General features: G+C 70.4%; 20 protein-coding genes and 1 tRNA gene. 9 read left to right on the top strand and 12 right to left on the bottom strand.

From position 1 onward, the window contains the following. Positions 1-56: 56 nt before the first annotated feature. On the top strand, positions 57-1,274 hold the full coding sequence (locus tag BLU79_RS06785) for a L,D-transpeptidase (protein WP_093904920.1): 1,218 nt from the start codon (positions 57-59) through the stop codon (positions 1,272-1,274). A gap of 178 nt (positions 1,275-1,452) precedes the next feature. Continuing rightward, the gene (locus BLU79_RS06780) at positions 1,453-2,199 is read left to right on the top strand and encodes a DUF6227 family protein (RefSeq protein WP_093904672.1); all 747 of its coding nucleotides are present in this window, start codon (positions 1,453-1,455) and stop codon (positions 2,197-2,199) included. A gap of 71 nt (positions 2,200-2,270) precedes the next feature. Here BLU79_RS06780 and BLU79_RS06775 read toward each other — a convergent pair whose 3' ends face one another. The 5 genes from BLU79_RS06775 to BLU79_RS06755 form a co-directional block, all read right to left on the bottom strand. Beyond that, positions 2,271-2,528 (bottom strand): hypothetical protein, encoded by a 258-nt coding sequence (locus BLU79_RS06775; protein WP_093904671.1) that lies wholly within the window; start codon positions 2,526-2,528, stop codon positions 2,271-2,273. Positions 2,529-2,648: 120 nt separating this feature from the next. Beyond that, positions 2,649-4,769 (bottom strand): PTS fructose transporter subunit IIABC, encoded by a 2,121-nt coding sequence (locus BLU79_RS06770; protein ID WP_093904670.1) that lies wholly within the window; start codon positions 4,767-4,769, stop codon positions 2,649-2,651. Between the two features lie 250 nt (positions 4,770-5,019). Beyond that, positions 5,020-5,967: a 1-phosphofructokinase gene (gene pfkB / locus BLU79_RS06765; protein ID WP_093904669.1), complete on the bottom strand. Its 948-nt coding sequence runs from the start codon at positions 5,965-5,967 to the stop codon at positions 5,020-5,022. Beyond that, entirely contained in the window at positions 5,964-6,725 is a 762-nt protein-coding gene (locus BLU79_RS06760) for a DeoR/GlpR family DNA-binding transcription regulator (protein ID WP_093904668.1), read from the bottom strand. The genes pfkB and BLU79_RS06760 overlap by 4 nt, the downstream gene beginning before the upstream one ends. A 238-nt stretch (positions 6,726-6,963) precedes the next feature. Further along, a complete protein-coding gene (locus BLU79_RS06755; protein WP_371131823.1) occupies positions 6,964-8,559 on the bottom strand; it encodes an MFS transporter in 1,596 nt (531 codons plus the stop codon). Between the two features lie 62 nt (positions 8,560-8,621). Here BLU79_RS06755 and BLU79_RS06750 point away from each other — a divergent pair, with 62 nt between their 5' ends. Further along, the gene (locus BLU79_RS06750) at positions 8,622-9,587 is read left to right on the top strand and encodes a helix-turn-helix transcriptional regulator (protein ID WP_093904919.1); all 966 of its coding nucleotides are present in this window, start codon (positions 8,622-8,624) and stop codon (positions 9,585-9,587) included. A gap of 489 nt (positions 9,588-10,076) precedes the next feature. On the opposite strand, the gene BLU79_RS06745 is transcribed toward BLU79_RS06750, so the two are convergent. Beyond that, complete coding sequence (locus tag BLU79_RS06745) at positions 10,077-11,075, bottom strand: sigma-70 family RNA polymerase sigma factor (RefSeq protein ID WP_093904666.1); 999 nt, start codon at positions 11,073-11,075, stop codon at positions 10,077-10,079. 180 nt (positions 11,076-11,255) lie between these two features. Between BLU79_RS06745 and BLU79_RS06740 the strand changes: the two genes are divergently transcribed. Next, a complete protein-coding gene (locus tag BLU79_RS06740) occupies positions 11,256-11,786 on the top strand; it encodes a GNAT family N-acetyltransferase (protein ID WP_093904665.1) in 531 nt (176 codons plus the stop codon). A 12-nt stretch (positions 11,787-11,798) separates the two neighbouring features. Here the strand turns inward: BLU79_RS06740 and BLU79_RS06735 are convergent, their stop codons facing one another. Next, positions 11,799-12,584 carry a dioxygenase family protein gene (locus BLU79_RS06735; RefSeq protein WP_093904664.1) on the bottom strand — a complete coding sequence of 262 codons (786 nt, stop codon included), beginning with the start codon at positions 12,582-12,584 and terminating at the stop codon, positions 11,799-11,801. A 120-nt stretch (positions 12,585-12,704) separates the two neighbouring features. Between BLU79_RS06735 and BLU79_RS06730 the strand changes: the two genes are divergently transcribed. Further along, positions 12,705-13,259, top strand: coding sequence for a MarR family winged helix-turn-helix transcriptional regulator (locus BLU79_RS06730; RefSeq protein WP_093904917.1), 555 nt, complete (start codon positions 12,705-12,707; stop codon positions 13,257-13,259). Positions 13,260-13,369: 110 nt separating this feature from the next. Here BLU79_RS06730 and BLU79_RS06725 read toward each other — a convergent pair whose 3' ends face one another. Both BLU79_RS06725 and BLU79_RS06720 read right to left on the bottom strand, forming a co-directional pair. Then, a complete protein-coding gene (locus BLU79_RS06725; RefSeq protein ID WP_093904918.1) occupies positions 13,370-14,911 on the bottom strand; it encodes an MFS transporter in 1,542 nt (513 codons plus the stop codon). Between the two features lie 119 nt (positions 14,912-15,030). Continuing rightward, a complete protein-coding gene (locus tag BLU79_RS06720; RefSeq protein WP_093904663.1) occupies positions 15,031-15,675 on the bottom strand; it encodes a TetR/AcrR family transcriptional regulator in 645 nt (214 codons plus the stop codon). Positions 15,676-15,941: 266 nt separating this feature from the next. Here BLU79_RS06720 and BLU79_RS06715 point away from each other — a divergent pair, with 266 nt between their 5' ends. After that, entirely contained in the window at positions 15,942-17,225 is a 1,284-nt protein-coding gene (locus tag BLU79_RS06715; protein ID WP_177000898.1) for a M6 family metalloprotease domain-containing protein, read from the top strand. 124 nt (positions 17,226-17,349) lie between these two features. Next, positions 17,350-19,026, top strand: coding sequence for an IclR family transcriptional regulator domain-containing protein (locus BLU79_RS06710; RefSeq protein WP_093904661.1), 1,677 nt, complete (start codon positions 17,350-17,352; stop codon positions 19,024-19,026). 2 nt (positions 19,027-19,028) lie between these two features. Here BLU79_RS06710 and BLU79_RS06705 read toward each other — a convergent pair whose 3' ends face one another. The 3 genes from BLU79_RS06705 to BLU79_RS06695 all read right to left on the bottom strand — a co-directional run bounded on the left by BLU79_RS06705 (position 19,029) and on the right by BLU79_RS06695 (position 20,722). Continuing rightward, the gene (locus tag BLU79_RS06705) at positions 19,029-19,640 is read right to left on the bottom strand and encodes an NADPH-dependent FMN reductase (RefSeq protein WP_093904660.1); all 612 of its coding nucleotides are present in this window, start codon (positions 19,638-19,640) and stop codon (positions 19,029-19,031) included. Positions 19,641-19,778: 138 nt separating this feature from the next. Beyond that, positions 19,779-20,390 carry a TetR/AcrR family transcriptional regulator gene (locus tag BLU79_RS06700; protein WP_371131822.1) on the bottom strand — a complete coding sequence of 204 codons (612 nt, stop codon included), beginning with the start codon at positions 20,388-20,390 and terminating at the stop codon, positions 19,779-19,781. Then, the gene (locus BLU79_RS06695) at positions 20,387-20,722 is read right to left on the bottom strand and encodes a non-heme iron oxygenase ferredoxin subunit (RefSeq protein WP_093904659.1); all 336 of its coding nucleotides are present in this window, start codon (positions 20,720-20,722) and stop codon (positions 20,387-20,389) included. Before BLU79_RS06695 ends, BLU79_RS06700 begins: the two co-directional genes overlap by 4 nt. Positions 20,723-21,177: 455 nt before the next feature. Here BLU79_RS06695 and BLU79_RS06690 point away from each other — a divergent pair. Continuing rightward, positions 21,178-21,250 (top strand) — tRNA-Arg (locus BLU79_RS06690). Between the two features lie 87 nt (positions 21,251-21,337). Then, positions 21,338-22,990, top strand: a complete 1,653-nt coding sequence (locus BLU79_RS06685; protein ID WP_093904658.1) for a tyrosine-type recombinase/integrase — start codon at positions 21,338-21,340, stop codon at positions 22,988-22,990. The last annotated feature ends 7 nt before the right edge of the window (positions 22,991-22,997 follow it).

Genomic DNA, 22,997 nt, shown 5'->3' with positions numbered 1-22,997 from the left:
CTCTTCCACCGTGGAACGGAACGGATCTCGCAGATCACTCGAAGATGGAGCAGCTCGTGACAACGCCGGACATAGCAGCGCGGCGCGCACTCGGGGCCTGTGCCGCCCTGATGATCGGCGCTTTGACCCTCACAGCCTGTGGTGGGAGCGCCAATGCCGACAACGGGGACGGGAAGGGCGGCAAGGACTCCGGGACGTCCGCCGCGAAGATCGTGATCTCGGCGAAGGACGGCTCGACAGGCGCGTCGATCAACACGACCGGCGTGAAGGTCAGCGACGGGAAGCTGACCGACGTGAAGATGACGCTGGCGGAGAGCGGGCAGGCCGTGCCGGGCTCCCTGGCCGGCGACGGGGGCAGCTGGAAGCCGAAGGAGCAGCTGGAGCGGGGGACGAAGTACCAGATCTCGGCCAACGCGAAGGGCGCGGACGGGCGTACCGTCGCCGCCGACTCGACCTTCACCACGGTCAGTTCGGCCAACAGCTTCATCGGGACGTACACGCCCGACGGCGGTTCGACGGTCGGCGTCGGTATGCCGGTGTCGTTCACCTTCGACAAGGCGATCAGCGACAAGAAGGCCGTGCAGTCGCACATCACGGTCACCTCCAGCAGCGGCCAGAAGGTGGTCGGGCACTGGTTCGGGGAGCAGCGGCTCGACTTCCGGCCCGAGGAGTACTGGAAGACCGGCTCCAAGGTCACCATGAAGATCGACCTGGACGGCGTCGAGGGCGCGAACGGCGTCTACGGCGTGCAGAAGAAGACCGTCGACTTCACCGTCGGGCGCTCGCAGGTCTCGACGGTCGACGTCAACACGCAGACGATGACGGTCGTGCGGGACGGCAAGACGATCAAGTCGGTGCCGATCTCGGCGGGCAGCTCCGAGTTCTCCACCTACAACGGGCAGATGGTGATCTCGGAGAAGTTCAAGCAGCTCCACATGGACAGCCGCACGGTCAATCTCGCCGACGCGTACGACATCAAGGACGTACCGAACGCGATGCGACTGACGACGTCCGGGACGTTCATCCACGGCAACTACTGGTACAACAAGGGCAACCCGCCCTTCGGCAGCCAGGGCACCAGCCACGGCTGCGTCGGGCTGCAGGACGTGAAGGGCGGACAGGGGGACACCCCTTCCAAGTGGTTCTACGACAACTCGCTCATCGGCGACGTGGTGATCGTGAAGAACTCCCCCGACAAGAGCGTGACTGCGGACAACGGGCTCAACGGCTGGAACATGGCGTGGGACGAGTGGGTCGCGGGCAGCGCCGCGTGATCCATTGAAGTACCGCCCGAACAGGGATTACTGACGGTTCGTCGGGCCGCGCGGGAACCTCTCGCGCGGCCCGTGCGTTTTACCGGACGTACGTTTTCTCGGTTCCCGGACATGATGTCCGACCGAGGGGCTACGGTATGCACCCACAAGGTGACATGCAGCAACGCCGGGAGAAACCTTGAGCGTTCCGTACGAGACGGCAGCGTACGAACCACCCGAGTCGCCGGAGTCTCCGGAGGAGCACCTCGCGCGACTCCTCGGCCGCGCCCTGAACTCCTTCGAGTTGCCCGACGAGACGATACGGCTGCTCGACTGTGCGCTGGCTCATGACAGCTCGCTGCACTCCGCGCACCACAGCGCCGGGCTGCACCGCGAGACGTATCGGCACACCTGGCTGCTCGCCGACGGCTCGGCACTCACGCTGTGGGAGCTCGTGCACAACACGGCACGGGACGGGGCGGCCCAGCACGAGGTGTACGTCGACGAGGAGGAGCTGCGCGCCGCGACCGCGCGGCTGCCGCTGCCGCCGGACGCGCCGGACTTCGAACTGCCGGTGACGGTGCAGTTGTCGCCGATCCCCGCACCCCGGCACGCCTACATGCCGGGCGACTCGGCGGACCACGCCCGCCGGCTGCTGCGCCGGGCGGAGAACGCCGACCGGCCGGACGCGGAGACGGCCGCGCTGCTGGCCACGGCGTGCGCGCACCAGATCACACAGGCCTTCGGGCGCCCATGCCGTGCGGGGCGCGCCGGGCTGTGCTTCTCGCTGTACGAGCACGCTTTCCTGCTGCGCGACGGCAGCGAGATCTCCCTGTGGGAGGTCGAGCACACGGCGACGCCGGACGGGCGGCACATGTGCGAGGTGTACGTCGACGAGGACGCGGCGCGCGATGCGATGGAGCGCCGGGCGGCGCAGCTGTCGTAACACCGGCCCCGCTGTTCGGCACCGGTACAGGAGTCCCTACCGCGCACCTGCCGTAACGCCGCCTCAGCCGGTCAGCGGCCGTCGCTGAGCTGTCGTACCAGTCCCGCGAACGCGTCCCGTTCCGCCGGGGACAGTTCCACGGCCTCCAGCTCGGGGGGCGTCTGCCGCTGGTGCGGGAGTGCGGAGAGGGCCGAGCCGCCCGGGTGCCACGGCGACCGCTCGGGGCGGACGCCGCGCAGGAGGCGGATCAGGCCGGTCACCCAGAGCACGGCCGCCAGGGCCAGGACGACCGGGCCCAGCAGTTGGAGGAACGAGACGTGCTCAGGCATGGGCCCCAGTAGACACCACGGTCCGGGCCATTGGGCCCGGACCGTGACGTATCTCGCAGGTGCCGTGAACAACTCACAGCGCCCCAAAGGGACAAGCGGGAGGCCTGCCCGGCGGAGGACTTACGCCGCCACCGGCTGCTTCGCCTCCGCGGTCGTGGCCGCCGGGGACTCGGTGACCGGAGTTCCTTCCGGGGTCGTCTTGCGCATGCCCTTCAGGAGGATGACCAGGCCGGCCGTGACCGCCGTACCGGCCGCGATGGCCAGCAGGTAGAGGAACGGCTTGCCGATCAGGAAGGTGACCCAGATGCCGCCGTGCGGGGCGCGCAGGGTCGAGCCGAACGCCATGGCCAGCGCGCCGGTGACCGCGCCGCCCGCCATGGAGGCGGGGATGACGCGCAGCGGGTCGGCCGCGGCGAACGGGATCGCGCCCTCGGAGATGAAGGAGGCGCCCAGCACCCAGGCCGCCTTGCCGTTCTCGCGCTCGGCGGTGGTGAACAGCTTCTTGCGGATGGTGGTGGCGAGGGCCATGCCGAGCGGGGGGACCATGCCGGCGGCCATCACGGCGGCCATGATCTTCATCGCGGAGTCGCTGGGCGCCGCGACCGTGATGCCGGCCGTCGCGAAGGTGTAGGCCACCTTGTTGACCGGGCCGCCGAGGTCGAAGCACATCATCAGGCCGAGCAGCACGCCGAGCAGGATGGCGTTGGTGCCGGAGAGGCTGTTCAGCCAGTCGGTGAGGCCCTTCTGCGCCTCGGAGATCGGCTTGCCGATCACCACGAACATCAGGAAGCCGACGACCGCCGAGGAGACCAGCGGGATCACCACCACCGGCATGATGCCGCGCATGACCGGTGGGATGTTGATCCGCTGGATGCCGAGGACCACACCACCGGCGATCAGACCGGCGACCAGACCGCCGAGGAAGCCGGCGCCGATCGTGACCGAGATCGCGCCGCCGACGAAGCCGGGCACGAGTCCTGGCCGGTCGGCCATGCCGTAGGCGATGTATCCGGCGAGGACCGGGACGAGGAAGCCGAAGGCCGCGGCGCCGATCTGGAAGAGCAGCGCGCCCCAGCTGTCGACCTGGCCCCAGTCGAAGTGCTCGGTGACCGACTTGGCCTCGTTGATCTGGTAGCCGCCGATCGCGAAGCCGAGGGCGATCAGCAGACCGCCGGCCGCGACGAACGGGACCATGTAACTCACGCCGGACATCAGCCACTTGCGCAGCTTGGTGCCATAGCCCTCGCCCGGCTCGCCCGCGCGCTCGACCGGGGTGCCGCCGGGCCGGGCGGCCGCGGTGGCCTCGCCGCGGGCCGCCTTCTCGCGGACCTCGGCGATGAGTTCGGCCGGGCGGTTGATGCCCGCCTTCACTCCGGTGTCCACGGTCGGCTTCCCGGCGAACCGGTCCTTCTCCCGTACGGCCACGTCGTGGGCGAAGATCACGCCGTCCGCCGCCGCGATGACGGCCGGATCGAGCCGGGTGAAGCCGGCCGAGCCCTGCGTCTCGACGACGAGCTCGACGCCCGCCTCGCGGCCCGCGTTCTCCAGCGACTCGGCCGCCATGTAGGTGTGGGCGATGCCGGTCGGACAGGAGGTGACGGCGACGATACGGAAGGGGCGCTCGCCATCGGCGGCAGCCGCGGTCGGGGCGCCCGGCGCCGGGGCGTCCGCGCCGTCGGCGTGCGCACCCGGCGCCGGGGCCGTGTTGCCCGTGGCGGCGTCGGCGGAGGCCGCCACCGACGACGCCACGGAGTCTTCGGAATCGGCAGAAGCAGCAACGGCTGCGTCGGCCGCCGGGGGCTCCTCGCCCCGGATCAGCGCCGCCGCCGACGCCGCGTCGCCCGCCGACCGCAGCGCGTCCGTGAACTCGGCGTTCATCAGCTGCCGGGCCAGCGACGACAGGATCGTCAGGTGGGCGTCGTCCGCGCCCGCCGGGGCGGCGATCAGGAAGATCAGGTCCGCGGGACCGTCCGCCGCACCGAAGTCGATGCCGGCGGCGCTGCGCCCGAAGGCGAGCGTCGGCTCGGTGACGTGCTCGCTGCGGCAGTGCGGGATGCCGATGCCGCCGTCGAGGCCGGTCGGCATCTGTGCCTCACGGGCGGCCACGTCGGCGAGGAAGCCCTCCAGGTCGGTCACCCGGCCCAGGGCGACCATGCGCTCGGCGAGGGCACGCGCCGCTGCTTCCTTGGTATCGGCGGACAGGTCGAGATCGACCAGATCCGCGGTGATCATGTCGCTCATCGCGGGCTCCTTCGCACGCGTATCGCCCGGGGAGTCTGGTGGGCGGTGAAGGGGACGGGGGTGCCGTGGGGGGCGGCATGGGTGCGGTGGGGGGAGATGGGGGTGGAGGGGGCGGGGCCGGGGAAACCTCGCCCCCTCCGGGCGGCAGAGCGGCTCAGGAGGCCCTGCCGTCCGTCGGCGGCCGTGAGTAACAGCGAGCTTCGCCGCTCAGGGAGCCGATCGGCAAGAACTGTGACAACCGAGACATTCTTCATGACACCGGCTCCTTCAGTACGCGATCCACCGGCACCTCGGCCGTGACCGTCACCGCCGCCAGGTCCAGGTCGGCCGGGGACGGCATCACGCTGCCGGGAAGCTGGACGGCCGCCGCGCCATGGGCGACCGCCGAGGCGAGGGCCTCCGGGCCACTGCCACCCGCGATCAGGAAGCCGGCGAGAGAGGAGTCACCGGCGCCGACATTGCTCCGTACGGCGTCCACGCGCGCGCTGCCGAACCAGGCTCCCGAGCCGTCCACCAGCAGTTGCCCGTCGGCACCCAGGCTCGCGAGCACGGCGCGGGCGCCCATCTCGCGCAGTTCCTCGGCCGCCTTCACCGCGTCGCCCACGGTCGCCAGGGGGCGCCCGATCGCTTCCGCGAGCTCCTCGGCGTTCGGCTTCACCACATCGGGCCGCGCGCGCAGCGCTTCGAGGAGGGCGCGCCCGGAGGTGTCCAGCGCGATCCGCGCGCCCCCTGCGTGCGCCCGGGCGACCACATCGGCGTACCAGGACGGGGCCAGCCCGCGCGGCAGGCTCCCGCAGCAGGCGATCCAGTCCGCGTCGTGCGACTGCTCGCGCACCGTCTCCAGGAGCAGCTCCTGCTCGGCCGCCGACAGTTCGGGGCCGGGCGCGTTGATCTTCGTCAGTACCCCGTCCGACTCCGCGAGCGCGATGTTCGAGCGGGTGGCGCCCGCGACCGGCACCGGCGCGACCTCGATGCCCTGCGCGTCGAGCAGGTCGGCGACGAGCGCGCCGGGCGCACCGCCCAGGGGCAGGACGGCTATCGTGCGCTGCCCTGCCGCCGCGACCGCGCGCGAGACGTTCACACCCTTGCCGCCCGGGTCCATGCGCTCGCCGGTGGCGCGGATGACCTCGCCGCGGTCGAGGGACGGCACCTCGTAGGTGCGGTCCAGGGACGGGTTCGGGGTGACGGTGAGGATCATGCGCGCACTACTTCCGTGCCGCCGCGCTCGATCGCGGTGGCGTCTTCGGGGCTCAGCCCGCTGTCGGTGATCAGCAGGTCCACGTCGCTCAGGTCACCGAAGCGGGCGAAGTGCTCCTGGCCGTGCTTGGACGAGTCGGCGAGCAGCACCACACGGCGGGCCGCGGCCACCGCCGCGCGCTTCACCGCGGCCTCGGCGAGGTCGGGGGTGGTCAGACCGTGCTCGGCGGAGAAGCCGTTGGCCGCCACGAACAGGACGTCGGCGCGGATCTCGCCGTACGCGCGCAGCGCCCAGGCGTCCACGGCGGCGCGCGTACGGTGCCGTACGCGCCCTCCGACCAGGTGGAGCTGGATGCCCGGGTGGTCGGCGAGGCGGGCCGCGATGGGCAGGCTGTGCGTGACGACGGTGAGGGACGTCTCCAGCGGCAGCGCGGCGGCCAGGCGGGCCACCGTCGTACCGGCGTCCAGGATCATCGTGCCCTCGGTGGGCAGCTCGGCGAGGGCCGCCTTCGCGACCCGGTCCTTCTCGTCGGCCGCCGTCGACTCGCGCTCGGCGAGGTCCGGCTCGAAGTCCAGTCGCCCGGCCGGGATCGCGCCACCGTGCACCCGGCGCACGAGCCCGGCGCGGTCGAGGGCCTTCAGGTCCCGGCGGATCGTCTCCGCGGTCACCTGGAACTCCTCGGCCAGCGACAGGACGTCCACTCGGCCGCCGTCACGGGCGAGCCGGAGGATCTCCTGCTGCCGCTCCGGTGCGTACATGTCCGTTCGCCTCCGAACTGTGCCCGAACTTGTGGTTTCGCTGGGAGGCTACGCCTGGATTTCCGGAAAGTAAACAGGTTCGGGCCCAATCGGGCATGAACGGGCTTCCGGCGTGGACAGACACGGAGAGACACGGAAACGACGAGGGGCCCGGCACCGAAGTGCCGGGCCCTCCCCCGCTCTCAGAAATCCGCCCTCAGAACACCGCCCTCTGAAGACCACCCGCGGAACACCGCCCTCACGGCACCAACGCGGGCTCCTTCTCCACAGCCGTCGCCTCCGGCCCCGACTCCTCGGCCGCCCCCTCGACCTGCTCCGCATGCTCCGCCGACCGCCTGGGCAGCGCGAACATCAGCAGGAAGATGACGCCCATCACCGCGGCGACCCACCCCAGCGCGTGCTGGAAGCCGTCCGCGAAGGCCGCGCCCGCCGCCGGGCCCCGCGCGCCTTCCGCGCCGCCGGCCAGCCGGTCGTCGATGATGCCGAAGAAGACCACGGAGACCAGACCCAGCCCGAGCGCGTTGCCCATCTGCTGGACGGTGCTGATGAGGCCGGATGCCGAGCCGGCGTGCTCGCGCGGCACCTCCGAGAGGATCGCGTCCGTCAGCGGGGCCACGATCAGGCCCATGCCGAGGCCCATGACGACCAGGGGCAGCGCCATCTGCCAGGGGGCGATGTCCAGGCCGTAGTGGCCGGACTCCCAGATGTAGAGCAGGACGCCGATCGCCATCACCAGCGCGCCCGCCTGGAGCACCTTGCGGCCGAAGCGCGGGACCAGCTGCTGGACGGACAGGCCGGCCGCCACCGAGACGGCGATCGAGAACGGGATCCCGGTCAGGCCGGCCTTCAGCGGGCTCCAGCCCAGGCCGTACTGCATGTACAGCGTCCAGACCAGGAAGAAGATGCCGAGCGCGACACCGAAGACCGTCTGCACGGCGATGCCGGCCGCGAAGCTCTTCACCTTGAACAGCGACAGTTCGACGAGCGGGGAGCCGTCGCGGGCGGCCTTGCGCCTCTCGTACGCCACCAGCGCCCCGAGGACCACCAGTGCGCCGCCCATCGACACGTACCCCCACAGCGGCCAGCCCAGCTCACGGCCGCGGGTCAGCGGGTAGAGCAGCATCAGCAGGCCGAGCGTGACCAGGGCGACGCCGACCATGTCCAGCTTCAGCGCCTTCGGCGCCTTGGACTCGGTGATGAAGCGGCTGCCGAGGATCAGGCCCGCGATGCCGACCGGGAGGTTGATGAGGAAGATCGGGCGCCATTCGAGGCCGAAGAGGTTCCACTCCGTCAGCAGTGCGCCGAGGAGCGGGCCGGTGACCGCACCGAGTCCGACGACCGCGCCGAACAGGCCGAAGACCTTGCCGCGTTCGTGCGCCGGGAAGGTGGCGTGCACGATCGACAGGACCTGCGGGACCATCAGCGCCGCCATGCCGCCCTGCAGGATCCGGGCCGCGACCAACATCTCCGGGTTCGCGGCGAACCCGCACAGGGCCGAGGCCAGGGTGAAGCCGCCGATACCGAAGAGGAACAGCCGCTTCCGGCCATGGATGTCGCCGAGGCGGCCGCCGGTGATCAGGCCCGCGGCGAAGGCGAGGGCGTAGCCGGCGGTGATCCACTGGATCTGGCTGAAGCTGGCCCCGGCGTCCCGCTGGATCGACGGGATCGCGACGTTGACGATCGTGACGTCGACGAGGTCCATGAAGGCCGCGGTCATCACGATCGCCAGGGCGAACCAACGGCGGCGGTCGCCTGCGGTGGGCGTTTCGATCGCGCGGGTCACAAGGTCTGTCCCGTCTGTCCCGGGTTCGGGTGAGGTCTCGGTGGAGGTCATGGCTTGAAGCTATGCCGTCATTAGGTCAGATCGTGTCCTACTTCTACGGCATCCTCGGATTCATGACGACGGATACTCCGGCACGGCTGCTGACGCTCCTCTCCCTCCTGCAGACGCCTCGCGAATGGCCCGGCGGTGAGCTCGCCGAGCGGCTCGGGGTGTCCCGGCGCACGGTGCGACGGGACGTCGACCGGCTGCGGGAGCTCGGCTATCCCGTGCAGGCGAGCAAGGGGGCCGACGGCGGCTACCGGCTCGTCGCGGGCAAGGCGATGCCGCCGCTCGTGCTGGACGACGAAGAGGCCGTCGCGATCGCGGTCGGGCTGCGGGCCGGGGCGGGGCACGCGGTCGAGGGGGTGGAGGAGGCGTCGGTGCGGGCGCTGGCGAAGCTGGAGCAGGTACTGCCGTCGCGGCTGCGGCACCGGGTGGCCACGCTGCAGGCCGCGACGACGCCGCTGACCAGTGGGGACGGGGCGAGTATCGCGCCCGAGACGCTCACCGTGATGGCGTCGAGCGTGGCGGGGCAGGAGCGGCTGCGGTTCGCGTACCGGGCGAAGGACGGGACCGGGTCACGGCGGCTGGTGGAGCCGTATCGGCTGGTGTCGACCGGGCGGCGCTGGTACCTCGTCGCCTACGACCTCGACCGGGCCGACTGGCGGACGTTCCGGGTCGACCGGGTGAGCGAGCCGTTCGCCACGGGGGCGCGGTTCACGCCACGGGAGCTGCCGTCGGGGAGTGCGGCGGAGTATCTGCGGCAGTCGATGTGGCGGCGACAGGAGACGTACGACTTCTCGGTGGCGTTCGATGCGCCCGCCGAGTTCGTCGCGGCTCGGTTGCCGGGGTGGTTGGGGGCGCCGGAGTCGGTCGGGGACGGGCGGCGGTGTCGGCTGCGGGGGTCCGCGGGGGATGCGGTGGAGTGGATGGCGGTGCGGTTGGCGATGGTGGACTGCGAGTTCGTGGTGGAGTCACCGGAGGAACTGGTGCTGTGCGTACGGGAGTTGGGTGAGCGGTTGCGTCGGGCCGCGGGGTGAGTGGGACTCGGCGTGCGGGGTTGGCTGCGCCGGGCGGATACGGCTCCCCGCGGGATCCGTCGTGATGTACCGCTATGCCCATGTGGCACAATCTGCCATTCGGGTGAGCCACCCCGTGGTTCAGGTACGGGGTGGCCCGCCCCCTCCCCACTGCCTCGCCGCCATGGCCCTTGAGACATCAAAAGAGCCGGGCCTCGGCACCCAGGGGGGATGGGCGCCGAAGCCCGGCTCGGGGAAAGTCCCGGCGCCGGGGGGAGTGCGTCGGGACTTGGTCCGTACTTGCTTCCGTACTTGGCCTGTTGGTGTGCGCGTGTCGCGTTCGGCGGGGTACGTCGATCTCCGTCCGGGCCCGAACTCCCTTGCCCGGAAGTCTTGTTCCCGGTGCCCTGACAGTTGAAGCGGCGTTACATCGCCATGTTTGCGCGGTCTTTCGCCACCCGGCGTACGCCGCCTGCGGCCAGACTCCCCCGGCCCTCCCGCCGGAAGGCACTACGCGGCCGCGTCGAACCCCGTGCTCCGCGCCAGCTTCTTCAGCTCCAGCAACGCGTGCTTCTCGATCTGCCGGATCCGCTCGCGGGTCAGCCCGTGCTCCTTGCCGACCTCGGTCAGCGTGCGCTCGCGGCCGTCCTCGATGCCGTACCGCATCTTGATGATGGACGCCGTGCGCTGGTCCAGCCGGCCGATCAGGTCGTCCAGTTCCTCGCTGCGCAGGAGGGTCAGGACGGACTGCTCGGGCGAGACCGCCGACGTGTCCTCCAGGAGGTCGCCGAACTGGGTGTCGCCGTCGTCGTCCACCGACATGTTCAGGGAGACCGGGTCGCGGGCCCAGTCCAGGACGTCCGTCACCCGGTCCGGGTTGGAGCCGAGCTCGGCGGCGATCTCCGCGGGCTCCGGGTCGCGGCCGTGCTCGCGGTTGAACTCGCGCTGGACGCGGCGGATGCGGCCCAGCTCCTCCACGAGGTGGACGGGGAGGCGGATGGTGCGCGACTGGTCCGCTATCGAGCGGGTGATGGCCTGACGGATCCACCACGTCGCGTACGTCGAGAACTTGAAGCCCTTGCGGTAGTCGAACTTCTCCACCGCGCGCACCAGGCCGGCGTTGCCCTCCTGGATCAGGTCGAGCAGGGGGAGGCCGCTGCGCGGGTAGCGACGGGCCACCGCGACGACCAGGCGGAGGTTGGAGCGGATGAAGACGTCCTTGGCCCGCTCGCTCTCGGCGACCAGGGCCTCCAGCTCCTCACGGGTGGCGTCCGCCCTGGCCTCCTCGAAGCCGTCGAGGACCTGCCTTGCGAACACACCCGCCTCGATGATCTGCGACAGCTCGACCTCTTTGGCCGCGTCGAGAAGCGGCGTGCGCGCGATCTCGTCGAGGTACATGCCGACCAGGTCGCGGTCCGCGATCTCGCCGCCATGGGCGCGAACACTGCGTGCCGCGTCGGTTGCCCCGCCAGTGGCGGACTTACGACGGGCGACGGCACGGGTTGCCATGCGTGCTCCCTTGCGATGTGGGGCGGGCGGGTGATTCGTGAACGCTTGGGACTCTGCTCGAGTGCCCTGCATCCGATGGAAACAACGACTGGAATCAGGACAGAATTCCCAACCCGCCCCTCTATTTTTCTGATCTTGCAGTACCCTGTCCGGCCACGTCCGGCCACGCGAGGAGACCCGATGCCACCGGAACGTAGAGAGGTGCAGGTCAGAGCGGGAGTCGAGAGTGACCTCGAAGCCCTCACCGACCTCTACAACCACTACGTACGTGAGACGCCCATCACATTCGATACGGCGGTCTTCACGCCGGAGGAGCGACGCCCTTGGCTGCTCTCCCACCCTGAAGACGGGCCGTACCGGCTGATGGTTGCCGTGGAGACGGGCCTCGCAGGGAACTCACAGCGGATCCTGGGCTATGCCACATCCAGCGCCTTCCGGCCGAAGCCCGCCTACGAGACCTCCGTCGAGGTGACGATCTACCTCGCACCCGACGCCGGCGGTCGTGGCATCGGCACCCTCCTCTACAAGGCCCTGTTCGAGGCCCTGGCCGAGGAGGACCTGCACCGCGCGTACGCCGGCATCGCTCAGCCCAACGAGGCGTCGGCCCGTCTGCACGAGCGCTTCGGCTTCCGGCACGTCGGGACGTACCGCGAGGTGGGCCGCAAGTTCGGCCGCTACTGGGACGTCGCCTGGTATGAGAAGGAGCTGTAGCCCGGCCCGGCCTCAGCCGAACTGCACTGACCGCTTCGCCAGGCCCATCCAGAACCCGTCGATCACCGACTTCTGGCCGTCGAGCCCACCGGCCGCGTCCGCCGCGCCCATCGCCACGAACAGCGGGGCGAAGTGCTCGGTGCGCGGGTGGGCGTAGCGGCCGGCCGGGGCCTTGTGGAGGAAGTCCAGCAGGGAGTCCCAGTCACGGCTCTCCAGCGCCCGGCGGCCCCAGTCGTCGAACTCCACGGACCAGGCGGGGATGCCGCCCTGGCGCAGGGCGGCCAGGTTGTGGGTAAAGAAGCCGGAGCCGACGATCAGCACGCCCTCGTCGCGCAGGGGCGCCAGCTTGCGGCCGATCTCCAGCAACCGCAGCGGGTCGAGGGTCGGCATGGAAATCTGGAGGACAGGGATGTCGGCTTCGGGGTACATCTCGACGAGCGGTACGTAGGCGCCGTGGTCGAGGCCGCGGTCCGGGATGTCCTGCACGGGCATGCCGGGGGCGCGCAGCAGCTTCCGTACGGACTCGGCGAGTTGGGGCGCGCCGGGTGCCGTGTACGTCACCTTGTAGTAGTGCTCGGGGAATCCCCAGAAGTCGTAGACGAGAGGAACGGTCTCGGTGGCACCGATGGCGAGCGGGGCCTCCTCCCAGTGGGCGGAGACCATGAGGATCGCCTTGGGGCGCGGCAGGCCGGCGGACCATGCGGCGAGCTCACCGGGCCAGATCGGGTCGTCCGCGAGCGGCGGGGCGCCGTGACTGAGATAGAGGGCAGGCATGCGCTCCTGCGCGACGGCGGACATGGTGGCGACTCCCTCCGGAGAGCTGAAGCCTTATTTGCTTCAAATCTAAAGCTTCTCTCTTCGAAGACAGTACGCCCGGGTAGTTAAAAATTCAAGGAGAGCTCTCGTACAGTGGAGTACATGAATACGGCATCGACCTCCGCGCCACCCGCGGCCGAACCCGAACCCGAACCCGAATCCGCGCCCACGGGCGAACCGCGCTGGCTCACCCACGAGGAGCAGCTCGTCTGGCGCTCCTACATGGAGGCGTCCACCCTGCTCTGGGACCACCTGGACCGCCAGCTCCAGCGGGACGCGGGCATGCCGCACGTCTACTACGGCCTGCTGGTCAAGCTCGCCGAGGCCCCGCAGCGCAGGCTGCGGATGACCGAGCTGGCGATGCTCGCGAAGATCACCCGCTCCCGTCTCTCGCACGCCATCGCGCGGCTGGAGAAGAACGGCTGGGTGCGGCGCGAGGACTGCCCCGACGACAAGCGGGGCCAGTTCGCGGTGCTGACCGAACAGGGCGTGCAGGTCCTGCGGGACACCGCGCCGGGCCATGTGGAGGCCGTACGCCAGGCGATGTTCGACCGGCTCAGCCTGGAACAGCAGAAGACCCTCGGCGAGATCATGAAGATCGTCGCCGAGGGCCTGCAGCCGAGCGAAGCGGGTGCGGACCTGCCCTGGCTGCGCTGAGCCGCTCGGTCAGCGAGCCGGGGCAGGTCCGGTGAGGCCGTACGTACGGAGCGTCCCCATCCCCGTACGTACGCCTGGTCCCAAGGGGTAAGGCCGTGTCGTCGCCGGTATCAGTGCGCGACGACCGGCACCGGCACCTCGTCCGCCGCGCCCTCCTCGGAGGACGCCACCGCCGTACCGCCCGGGCGGCCGGCGTTGACGAAGGTCAGGGCGATGGCCGCGGCCGCCACCAGGATGCCGACGGCGAACCAGATGGCGCTGGTGTAGCCCTGCACCATGCCCTCCAGCTGGACCAGCTGCTGCTGGGACTTGCCGGCCGCGCCGCCGATGTGGTCGGCGATGTAGGACGTGGTCGCCGAGGCGGCGATCGTGTTCAGCAGGGCCGTACCGATCGCGCCGCCCACCTGCTGCGAGGTGTTGACCATCGCGGAGGCGACACCGGCGTCCTGCGGCTTGACGCCCTGCGTGGCCAGGGACATCGCCGGCATGAACGCCGTACCCATGCCCAGGCCGAGCAGCACCATCGCGGGCAGCAGGAGCGCGGCGTAGGAGGAACCGATCTCCAGCTGGGTCAGCAGCAGCATGCCGAGGGCGGCGACCACGAAGCCGGGGCCCATCAGCAGCCGCGGCGCGACCCGGGTCATCAGCCGGGTGCCGATCTGGGTGGACCCGACGATCATGCCCACGATCATCGGCAGGAAGGCGAAGCCGGTCTTGACCGGCGAGTAGCCCTTCACGATCTGCAGGTAGTAGGTCAGGAAGAGGAACAGGCCGAACATCGCGATGATCGCGAGGCCGAGCGAGAGGTACACCCCGCCACGGTTGCGTTCGGTGACCACACGCAGCGGCAGCAGCGGGGCCTTGACCTTGGCCTCGACGAGGACGAAGGCCAGCAGCAGCACGCCGGAGGCGACGAACATGCCGACCGTCAGCGAGTCGCCCCAACCGTTGGACTCGGCGCGGGTGAAGCCGTAGACCAGCGCGACCAGACCGAGGGTGGAAAGGATCACACCGGGGATGTCGAGCGAGGAGCGGTTGCGGCCGCCCTCCGGCTCACGGATGACGAACCAGGCGCCGGCCGCCGCGACGATGGCGAACGGGATGTTCACGAAGAACGTCCAGCGCCAGTCCAGGTACTCGGTGAGGAATCCGCCGAGGATCAGACCGACGGCACCGCCACCACCGGCGATGGCGCCGTAGATGCCGAACGCCTTCGCGCGCTCCTTGGCGTCGGTGAACATCACCGCGAGCAGCGAGAGCGCGGCCGGCGCGAGCAGCGCGCCGAAGGCACCCTGCAGGGCACGGGCACCGAACATCATGGCCTCGTTGGTGGCCGCACCGCCCAGCGCGGAGGCGGCGGCGAAGCCGCCCAGGCCGATCACGAAGGCACGCTTACGGCCCCAGAGGTCGGCGATACGGCCGCCGAACAGCAGCAGACCACCGAAGGCCAGGGCGTAGGCCGTGACGACCCACTGCCGGTTGCCGTCCGAGATGCCCAGGTCCTGCTGGGCGGAGGGCAGGGCGATGTTCACGATGGTCGCGTCCAGAACGACCATGAGCTGGGCTATCGCGATGAACGCGAGCGCTTTCCAGCGGTTGGGATCGACGGCGCCGAGGGCGCTGCCGGGAGCCTTTGCGGCTGTTTCAGACATGGAGATACCCACTTCGGGACTTCGTGACGGAAAAAGTGAAAGGTAAGGGGACGGCTCGTCGGCTGTGACGGCCGGTGAGATTCGGTGTGGTGACTGCTGTTGCGCTCTGAACTAATTGGTCAGGCCTGGCGCAGGTCCTCCATGGTCATCGCCGTGCCCGGCAGGACCGAACGGGCCGGGGCCCGCAGTCCGTCCAGGAACAGCTGCAGATGGCGGTGCACGTAGCGGTCGGCGATGTCGCACCCGGTCCCGGCCGGGGGCCGGCTGAGCTGGGCCGCGACGAGCATGACGTCACCGACGTCCACGTCGGAGCGCAGCTGGCCGGCCTCCTTGGCGCGGTCCATGATCTCCCCGGCGAGCTGCTCGACCCGCTCGCGCGCCGCCTCCAGGTCCGGATGGTTCTGGTCGAAGGTGCTCTGGACCATCGGGCACAGCGCGCTGATCCGCTCGTCGGCGGCGGTGTGCACGAAGCGCTCCAGGGCCTCGAAGGCATCCCCGGTCTCCGCGAGCGCGACCTCGGCCGCCGCCGCCGTACGGTCCATGACCGAGCAGACGACCTCGCGTACCAGCGCGTCGCGGTCGGGGAAGTTGCGGTACACCGTGGCGTTGCCGACGCCGGCCCGGCGGGCGATCTCGTCGAGCGGCACGTCGGGGCCGAACTCGACGAACATCTCCCGGGCGGCGGTGACGATCCGCTCCCGGTTGCGCAGGGCGTCGGCGCGCGGCCGGGTCGCCTTGCGCGCTACGGGGGTTGCGGTCTGCACGGCGTACTCCTGAGGTCGGTGAGTTCCAGTGAGTGGCGATCCGGGGAAGGTCTCCCCGTTTCGCTCGGACACATGGCTAAACGGGGAAGAGCTCCCCGGTTATTTCCCGCCCTGGAGATGTTTTCTTGTGACCTGAGTCACAAACCCCTCCTCCTGAGACCCACGTTCGGTCTCTTCCAACGCGCGCCCGCGCACCCCTCGACACAGGGTGATCGAGAGGGCGCAGCGCGCGGTCGGCGGGCTGCCATGGACTGAAGGGCCCATGCATGCAGCCGAGCCGCCGGATACGTCCCCGCCGTTTGGTCGCCCTCGCCTCCGTGACCGTCCTGACCCTGGCGGTCAGCACCTCGGCAGGCACCGGGCACCACACGGCGGGCACCCTGACGGCGACGGGAGCGGGACCGATCGCGCTCGCCCGCTCCTCCCCCCTCGGCCCCTGCATGATCAGCGGCCGCCCGACGGTCCAGATGTCGGAGGGCGTACCGACGACCCACGGCTACTCCCGCTCCACCGGCACCGTCCACGCCCTCACCGTGATGGTCGACTTCCCCGACGCACACGGTCAGGGCCGCGCGCTCGACCGCTACGCGGAGTTCTTCCCGCAGACCCAGGACTGGTTCCGCACCAGCTCCTACGGCCGCCTCGACTACCGCCCCCGGACCCCGATCCCCGGCTGGCTGCGCATGCCCAAGTCGTTCCACGCCTACGGCATAGAGCGCGGCGCCCCCTTCGACCCCGGGTACCGGCAGCTGGTCCAGGACATCGTGGCCGCGGCCGATCCCAAGGTGGACTTCAAGTCGTACGACTTCCTCAACGTGCTGGTGACGCCGAACGCCGGCCCCTCGGCCCTGGACACGGTCCTGTCGGTGTCCTTCGCCGGCAACACGGAGGCCCCGGTGGCCGACGGCGTCTCCGTCGCGAACGCCTCCTTCGTCTACTCCCGCCAGGACGACGGCTCCGGCACCTACCACCGCACCGGCTACCGGGTCCTCCCCCACGAGAACGGCCACGTCTTCGGCCTGCCCGACCTGTACACCTCGGAGGGCGGCAGCGCGGTCGGCCACTGGGACATCATGAGCGAGGACTGGGGGGCCAACAACGACATGCTCGGCTGGCACAAGTGGAAGCTGGGCTGGCTGGACGCGGCCCAGGTACGGTGCGCGACCACCACCGGCACCGCCGAGTACGAGTTGACACCGCTGGCCCGCGAGGGCGGCCCGAAGCTGGTGTTCGTCCCCCTGGACCGCCGCAGCGGCTACGCCATAGAACTGCGCACCCGGGAGGGCAACGACGAGACCGTGTGCCGCCCCGGCGTCCTGATCTACCAGGTCGACGCGGACGTGGACACCGGGATGGGACCGGTCAAGGTCCACGACTCCCGCAAGGACAGCGGCGGCTGCACCCGGAGCCCGAACGTCCACGCGGAACTGTCGGACGCGACGTTCGTGCCCGGGGAGGAGTTCCGGGACGCGAAACGGGGGGTGCGGGTCGCCGTGGTGGGGGCGGATCTGACGGGGAGCTATCGGGTGCGGGTCGCTCGGGAGTGGTAGGGGGTGCGGGGCAGGTGCGGGGTGGCGGGCCCGGTTGCCGCACGCACGGGTAGGTCGAGGTCGCCGTACGCGCGCGTGGGGCGGATTACGGTTAGGGCTGCCGCGAACGCCGTACGGAGAACTGATGCCCGCGAAGACGACCCTGGACGACGACCGTGCCGTGCCGGCGGAGGCGGTCACGCCGCTGATCCGGGGGGTGGCGGTGCTGCGGCGGCTGACGGAGGCGGGCGGGACGCTGAGCGCGAGCGGGCTGGAGCGGAGCACCGGGCTGGCGCGCTCGACGGTGGACCGGATCGCGTCCACGCTCGCCCGCATGGGGTACGTCCGCCTCGACGGCCGCGACGTGGTGCTGGCCCCCCGCGTGATGGAACTCGGCAACGCCTACCTGGCCGCCCTCGGCCTGCCCGCCCTCCTCGCCTCCCACGCCGACGCGCTCGCCGACGAACTGGACGAGTCGGTGTCCCTGGCGGTCGCCGACCGCGACGGCATCCGCTTCATCCACCAGGCGACCCGCCGCCGCGCGATGTCCCTCAGCTTCCGCATCGGCGACCTGCTCCCCGCCGAACGCACCGCGCCGGGCCCGCTGTTCGCGACGGAGTGGACGGACGCGCAGTGGCAGGCGTGGCACGAACGCCGGGCGGCCGACCCGGAGGACCGGGACTTTCCCGCCGTACCGCCCCGGGAACACACGTCCCCCGACGCGGACGACGAGGACTTCGCACGCCGGGCGGAGCGGGCCGGCAAGGACGGCTGGGCGCTGGACGACCAGTTGATCGAGCCGGGTCTGGTGGCGGTGTCCGTACCGGTGCGGGACCCCCGCGCGGGCGGCCGTATCGCCTGCGTGGCGAACGTGGTGAGCCACACGAGCCGGCACACGGCCGCGAACCTGCGCGACACGCTCCTCCCCCGCCTGCGCACGGCGGTGGCGGAGATGGAACGCGAACTGCGCGAGGCACCCGAGCCCGCGCCCGGCCCGGCACCGGCCGGCCTGGCGACCTGGACGGGCGCCTCCAAGCAGGAACTGGGCAGGGAGTTCGTCGAGTCGCTGGCCCGCGGACTGACCGTACTGACCGCCTTCGGCGCGGGACGGGCCGAGCTGACCCTCACCGACGTGGCACGGGCGACGGGCCTGTCCCGGGCCACCGCACGCAGGGCACTCATCACCTACGAGCACCTGGGCCTGGTACGCCAGTCCGGCACCCGGGGCTTCGCGCTCACCCCCCGCGTCCTGTCGCTGGGCTTCCCACCCCTGTCCCGCACCTCCTTGGCCCAGATCGCCACCCCCCACCTGGCCGAACTGGCCGACCGCGTCCACGAGTCGGCGTCCCTGGCGGTCCTGACACCGTCGGGCGAGGAGATCCAGTACACGGCCCGCGCCGCCACCAGCCGCGTGATGAGCGTCAACGTGACGGTCGGCACGAGACTGCCGGCGTACGCGACATCGATGGGCCGGGTGCTCCTGGCGGATCTCCCGCCCGGGGAACGCCGGTTGGGCAACCTGTCCCCGCTGACACCGCACACGACCACGGACCCCACGACTCTGACAGCCGCTCTGGAGAACGTCCGGACACTCGGATACGCCCTCGTCGACGAGGAGTTGGAGGCGGGTCTGCGCTCGGTGGCGGTACCGGTCCGCGACCGCACGGGCCGGGTGGTCGCCGCGGTGAACGTGGCGATGCATGCGGCTCGGCGGTCGGTGGAGGAGTGCGTACGGGAGGTGCTCCCGGAACTGATGGAGACGGCCGGGCGGGTGGAGGGGGACTTGGCGGTTGCGGGGCGGTTCGCCCGGGTCTCGGGGTGACCTCAACCGTCGTACGGCCTGGCGGCACGCCCCTCGCGCAGGGTCAGCCCCCACCAGGCGAGCTGGTCCAGCAGCACCGAGGCCGCCTTGGACGTGCCGTCCGTGTCATGCGGGCGGCCCTCGTCGTCGAACTGCTCCCACGCCATGTGGAAGCTGACGGTGTCGCGCAGGGTGACGGCGTGCAGTTCGGCGAAGACCTGACGCAACTGCTCCACCGCGCGCTGACCGCCGGCCATCCCGCCGTAGGAGACGAAGCCGACCGGCTTGGCCCGCCACTCCCGGTAGACGTAGTCGATGGCCAGCTTCAGGGAGGCCGGGTACCCGTGGTTGTACTCGGGCGTGACGACGACGAACCCGTCGAGCCCGCCGATCCGCTCGGCCAGCGTCGGGGCGGCGTCCGGATCGCCGTCCGGGGCGGGCGACCGCTCCAGGGTGAGCTTGAGCTCGTCGGCGAGGGCGGGTTCGGACAGGTCGATGACGTGCGTCTCCATGTCGTCACGCCGCCCGATCTCGGAGACGAACCACTGGGACACCTTGTCGGCGAAGCGGCCGGGGCGGACGCTTCCGATGAGGACGCCGATCTTGAGTGGGGACTGGGACGTGGGTCGGGACATGGGTGTACCTCGATTTCGGTAGGTAGGCAGGCAGGCGGACAGGCAGGCAGGCGGACAGGCAGGCCGGTCGGGAGAGATCGCGAGCCGCCTTTGGGTGGGGCCCGCCCAAACAACGTAAAATCTCAAGCTAACTTGAGGTCAAGCGGGCCCGGGGGACCCGGCTCGGATCATCCGCCGGACCAGGTCCACCCACGCGGCTTGGAGGCGCCCGACGGGGAACCCGCACCCGGCATACAGGTAGTCCGTCGTCTCGAAGTTCGCGAAGGCGAGCAGGGCGTGGGCGAGCAGGTCGCGATCCCCGTCAACTCCGGCTTCTCGCAAGAGACTTGAGACATGCTGATGGAACGCACGGCCGGTGTCGGAGGCATGGCGGCGCCTGTGGAGCACCTGACGGCTCAGCGCGGCACCCAGGTCCGCGTCGGCGACGATGCGCTCGATCAGCGCACAGCCGAACGCCTCCAGCCGATCCCGCGCGGGCGCGCCCGGGCCCAGCGGCGGGGGACCTTCGGTGTACGCCTCCTGGAACTCGGCCTCCGCCTCACCGAGGAGGGCGAGCAGGAGCCCGTCACGGTCGCCGAACCGGCGAAAGAGCGTGGCCTTGCCGACCCCGGCCGTCTCGGCGACCTCCCGCATCGTCACGTGCTCGGCCCCGCGCTCGGCCACCAGCAGGGCAGCGGCCTCCAGCAGCCGGGCACGGTTGCGGGCGGCATCGGCCCGCTCGATGGCGGCGTCGTCCGATGGATCGATCACGGTGTTTCTGTCATTCCTGCCACTTGTGCGTATACGCGTCCGTCCTCGATCCGCACCGCGTACACGGGTACGGGACGGGTCGCCGGCGGATCGAGGGGGTGGCCGGTGCGCAGATCGAAGCGGGAGGCGTGCAGCCAGCACTCGACGGTGAAGGCGTCCACCTCCCCCTCGGAGAGCGAGACGGCGCTGTGCGAACACACGTCGTGGATCGCGAAGACCTGCTGCTCGGTCAGGACGAGGGACACGGGCACGCCCTCCACCTCGAAGCGCCGCGGGACGCCCTCCTCCAACACGTCGAACTTGCAGACGTACGTGTATCCGCTGCCGGCCATCGCTCTCCTCGGGTGCATCCATGGCGCCGGTGGTGTGCCATCCGGTTCACAGGGGTGCATCGGGCGGACTGCCGGCTCGCGCTCGGCGTCCGGCCCGGAGCGGCACGTGTGAGTGGGGCTGATCGCCGAGGCTAACGACGCGGGGCCGAGCCGGGACCCGACCCCGGTCCGAGGTGACCTCGGCAGATGGGCCTAGGCCTCGTCGCAGGGCTTGCTGTGGCTCTCCGTGCCGGGGCGGGTGGTCTCCTGGAGTTCAGGTCAGAGGCCCTCACACTTGCCACCCGCCTCACCTGCTCCCTATGCCGACGACGCTCGCTGGCGCGCATCCGCTACTCTGTCCCTGGTCGGTCATTGGTACGCCGCATTGTCTGCTCGAGTGACACTGCAGAGTGGGTCGTATCGTGTCTGACCAGCGGGCTTGTACTCCGCAAGGTTTTCTACAAGCCCCCGCCTTCGCCTTCGTAGCTCAGGGGATAGAGCACCGCTCTCCTAAAGCGGGTGTCGCAGGTTCGAATCCTGCCGGGGGCACCGAGTCTGACCAGCGCGTTTACCTCTCCGAGGTAGGCGCGCTGTTCGTCGTAGCCATGGCATTAACCATGAATAGGTTCCAGAACCATGGCGAACACCAAGAACAAGCGACGTCAGCGCGGCAGCATCCGCCCCAACGGGGCTGGCTTCCAGGTCCGGGTCTACGCCGGGCGCGACCCGCTCACCAAGAAGGATCTCTACCTCCACGAGCAGGCCGACACAGAGGTCGGGGCCGAGAAGGCCCGCACGAAGCTCCTCCACCAGGTCGACGAGAGCCGCCACCCCAAGACACAGGTGACCATGTCGTTCCTGCTTGACCGGTGGCTGGGCGTCGCCGAGCTCGACGAGACGTCGTACGAGCGGACCGAGGGCATCATCCGCAACTACCTCAAGCCCACATTCGGCGACCTCAAGGCGGGCAAGCTGACCGCCGAAATGCTGGAGCTGTTCTACGCCCGCCTCCGGCAGTGTCAGGAACAGTGCGAGGGCCGGCGCAACGGCAAGACCGACCCCAAGACGAAGCAGAAGCACGCCTGCGAGCCGCTGGCCGCGAACTCGGTCCGCAAGATTCACTTCATCCTGCGCCCGGCGCTCAACCGAGGTCTGCGCTGGGGGTATGTGACGACCAACGTGGCAGCTCTGGCTGAGCCGCCGTCCCAGCCCAAGCCGAACCCCGACCCGCCCACTCCTGAGGAAGCGGCCCTGGTTCTGAACACCGCCTGGCAGCGGGACCTCGATTGGGGAACGTTCCTGTTCATGACGATGGTCACCGGCTCACGCCGCGGCGAGATGTGCGCTCTGCGCTGGTCGGACATCAACCTCGACCGGCTCGAACTCTTCGTGAAGCACTCCAACAACGGTCGCAGGATCAAGAACACCAAGACCCACCAGCGCCGTAAGCAGGCCATCGACGTGATCACACGCTCCGTTCTGGCAGCCCACCGAGCCCGCGCCGAGGACCGCTGCAAGGCGCTCGGCGGTGAACTCGCCCGCGACGCCTTCGTGTTCTCCGGTGAAGCCGACAGCACCGCCCCGCTCGTGCCGTCGAGCGTCAGCCAGCGGTACCGCCGCCTCGCGCAGAAGCTGAAGATCCACACCCACCGTCTGAAGGACCTGCGTGCGTACAACGTGACCGAGCTCCTGGGCGCCGGTGCCGACGTACGAACGGTCGCCGGCCGCGTTGGGCACGGCGGCGGAGGAGCGACCACGCTCAAGTACTACGCCGCGTTCCTGGCGACCTCCGACCGCCAGGCCGTCACCGCATTCGCCAAGCAGTTGCCGGTGCCGGCAGGGCTGTTGGCCGAGCAGCCGGTCACCGCCGTCATCAATGGGCTTCGCTTGCTCTGCGAGTGCGGCAACGAATCGCTGTGGGCGATGCTCGTGGTCACCGAGGACGGAGCAGAGGCCCTGTGCGGCCAGTGCGAGGCGGCCGTCCAGGGCCGGCCGGACGCGGACGTGGGCCCCATCGGCCGGACCATCAAGGCGGAAGCGGCCCCGCCGCGCGAGCTCACTCCCTGGGAAGTGATCGCGAAGGATCTCGCGGACGCCATCAAGGACGGCACGATGCTGCCCGGCGAGGACGTCCCCACCGTCGGCGACATCGCCCAGGCCCATGGCGTCTCGGTCGGCACAGCGCACCGGGCCTTCACCCAGCTGAAGAAGGACGGTCTGATCGAGGTCAGCCGGGGCCGCCGAGCCGTCGTCCGCCCGCGTCAGGAGAAGGCCGCCGATGCCGCGTAAGGGCCGC

The organism is Streptomyces sp. cf386, assembly GCF_900103585.1.
Classification (GTDB): Bacteria; Actinomycetota; Actinomycetes; order Streptomycetales; family Streptomycetaceae; genus Streptomyces.
This window is presented reverse-complemented; position numbering and strand designations above follow the sequence as displayed.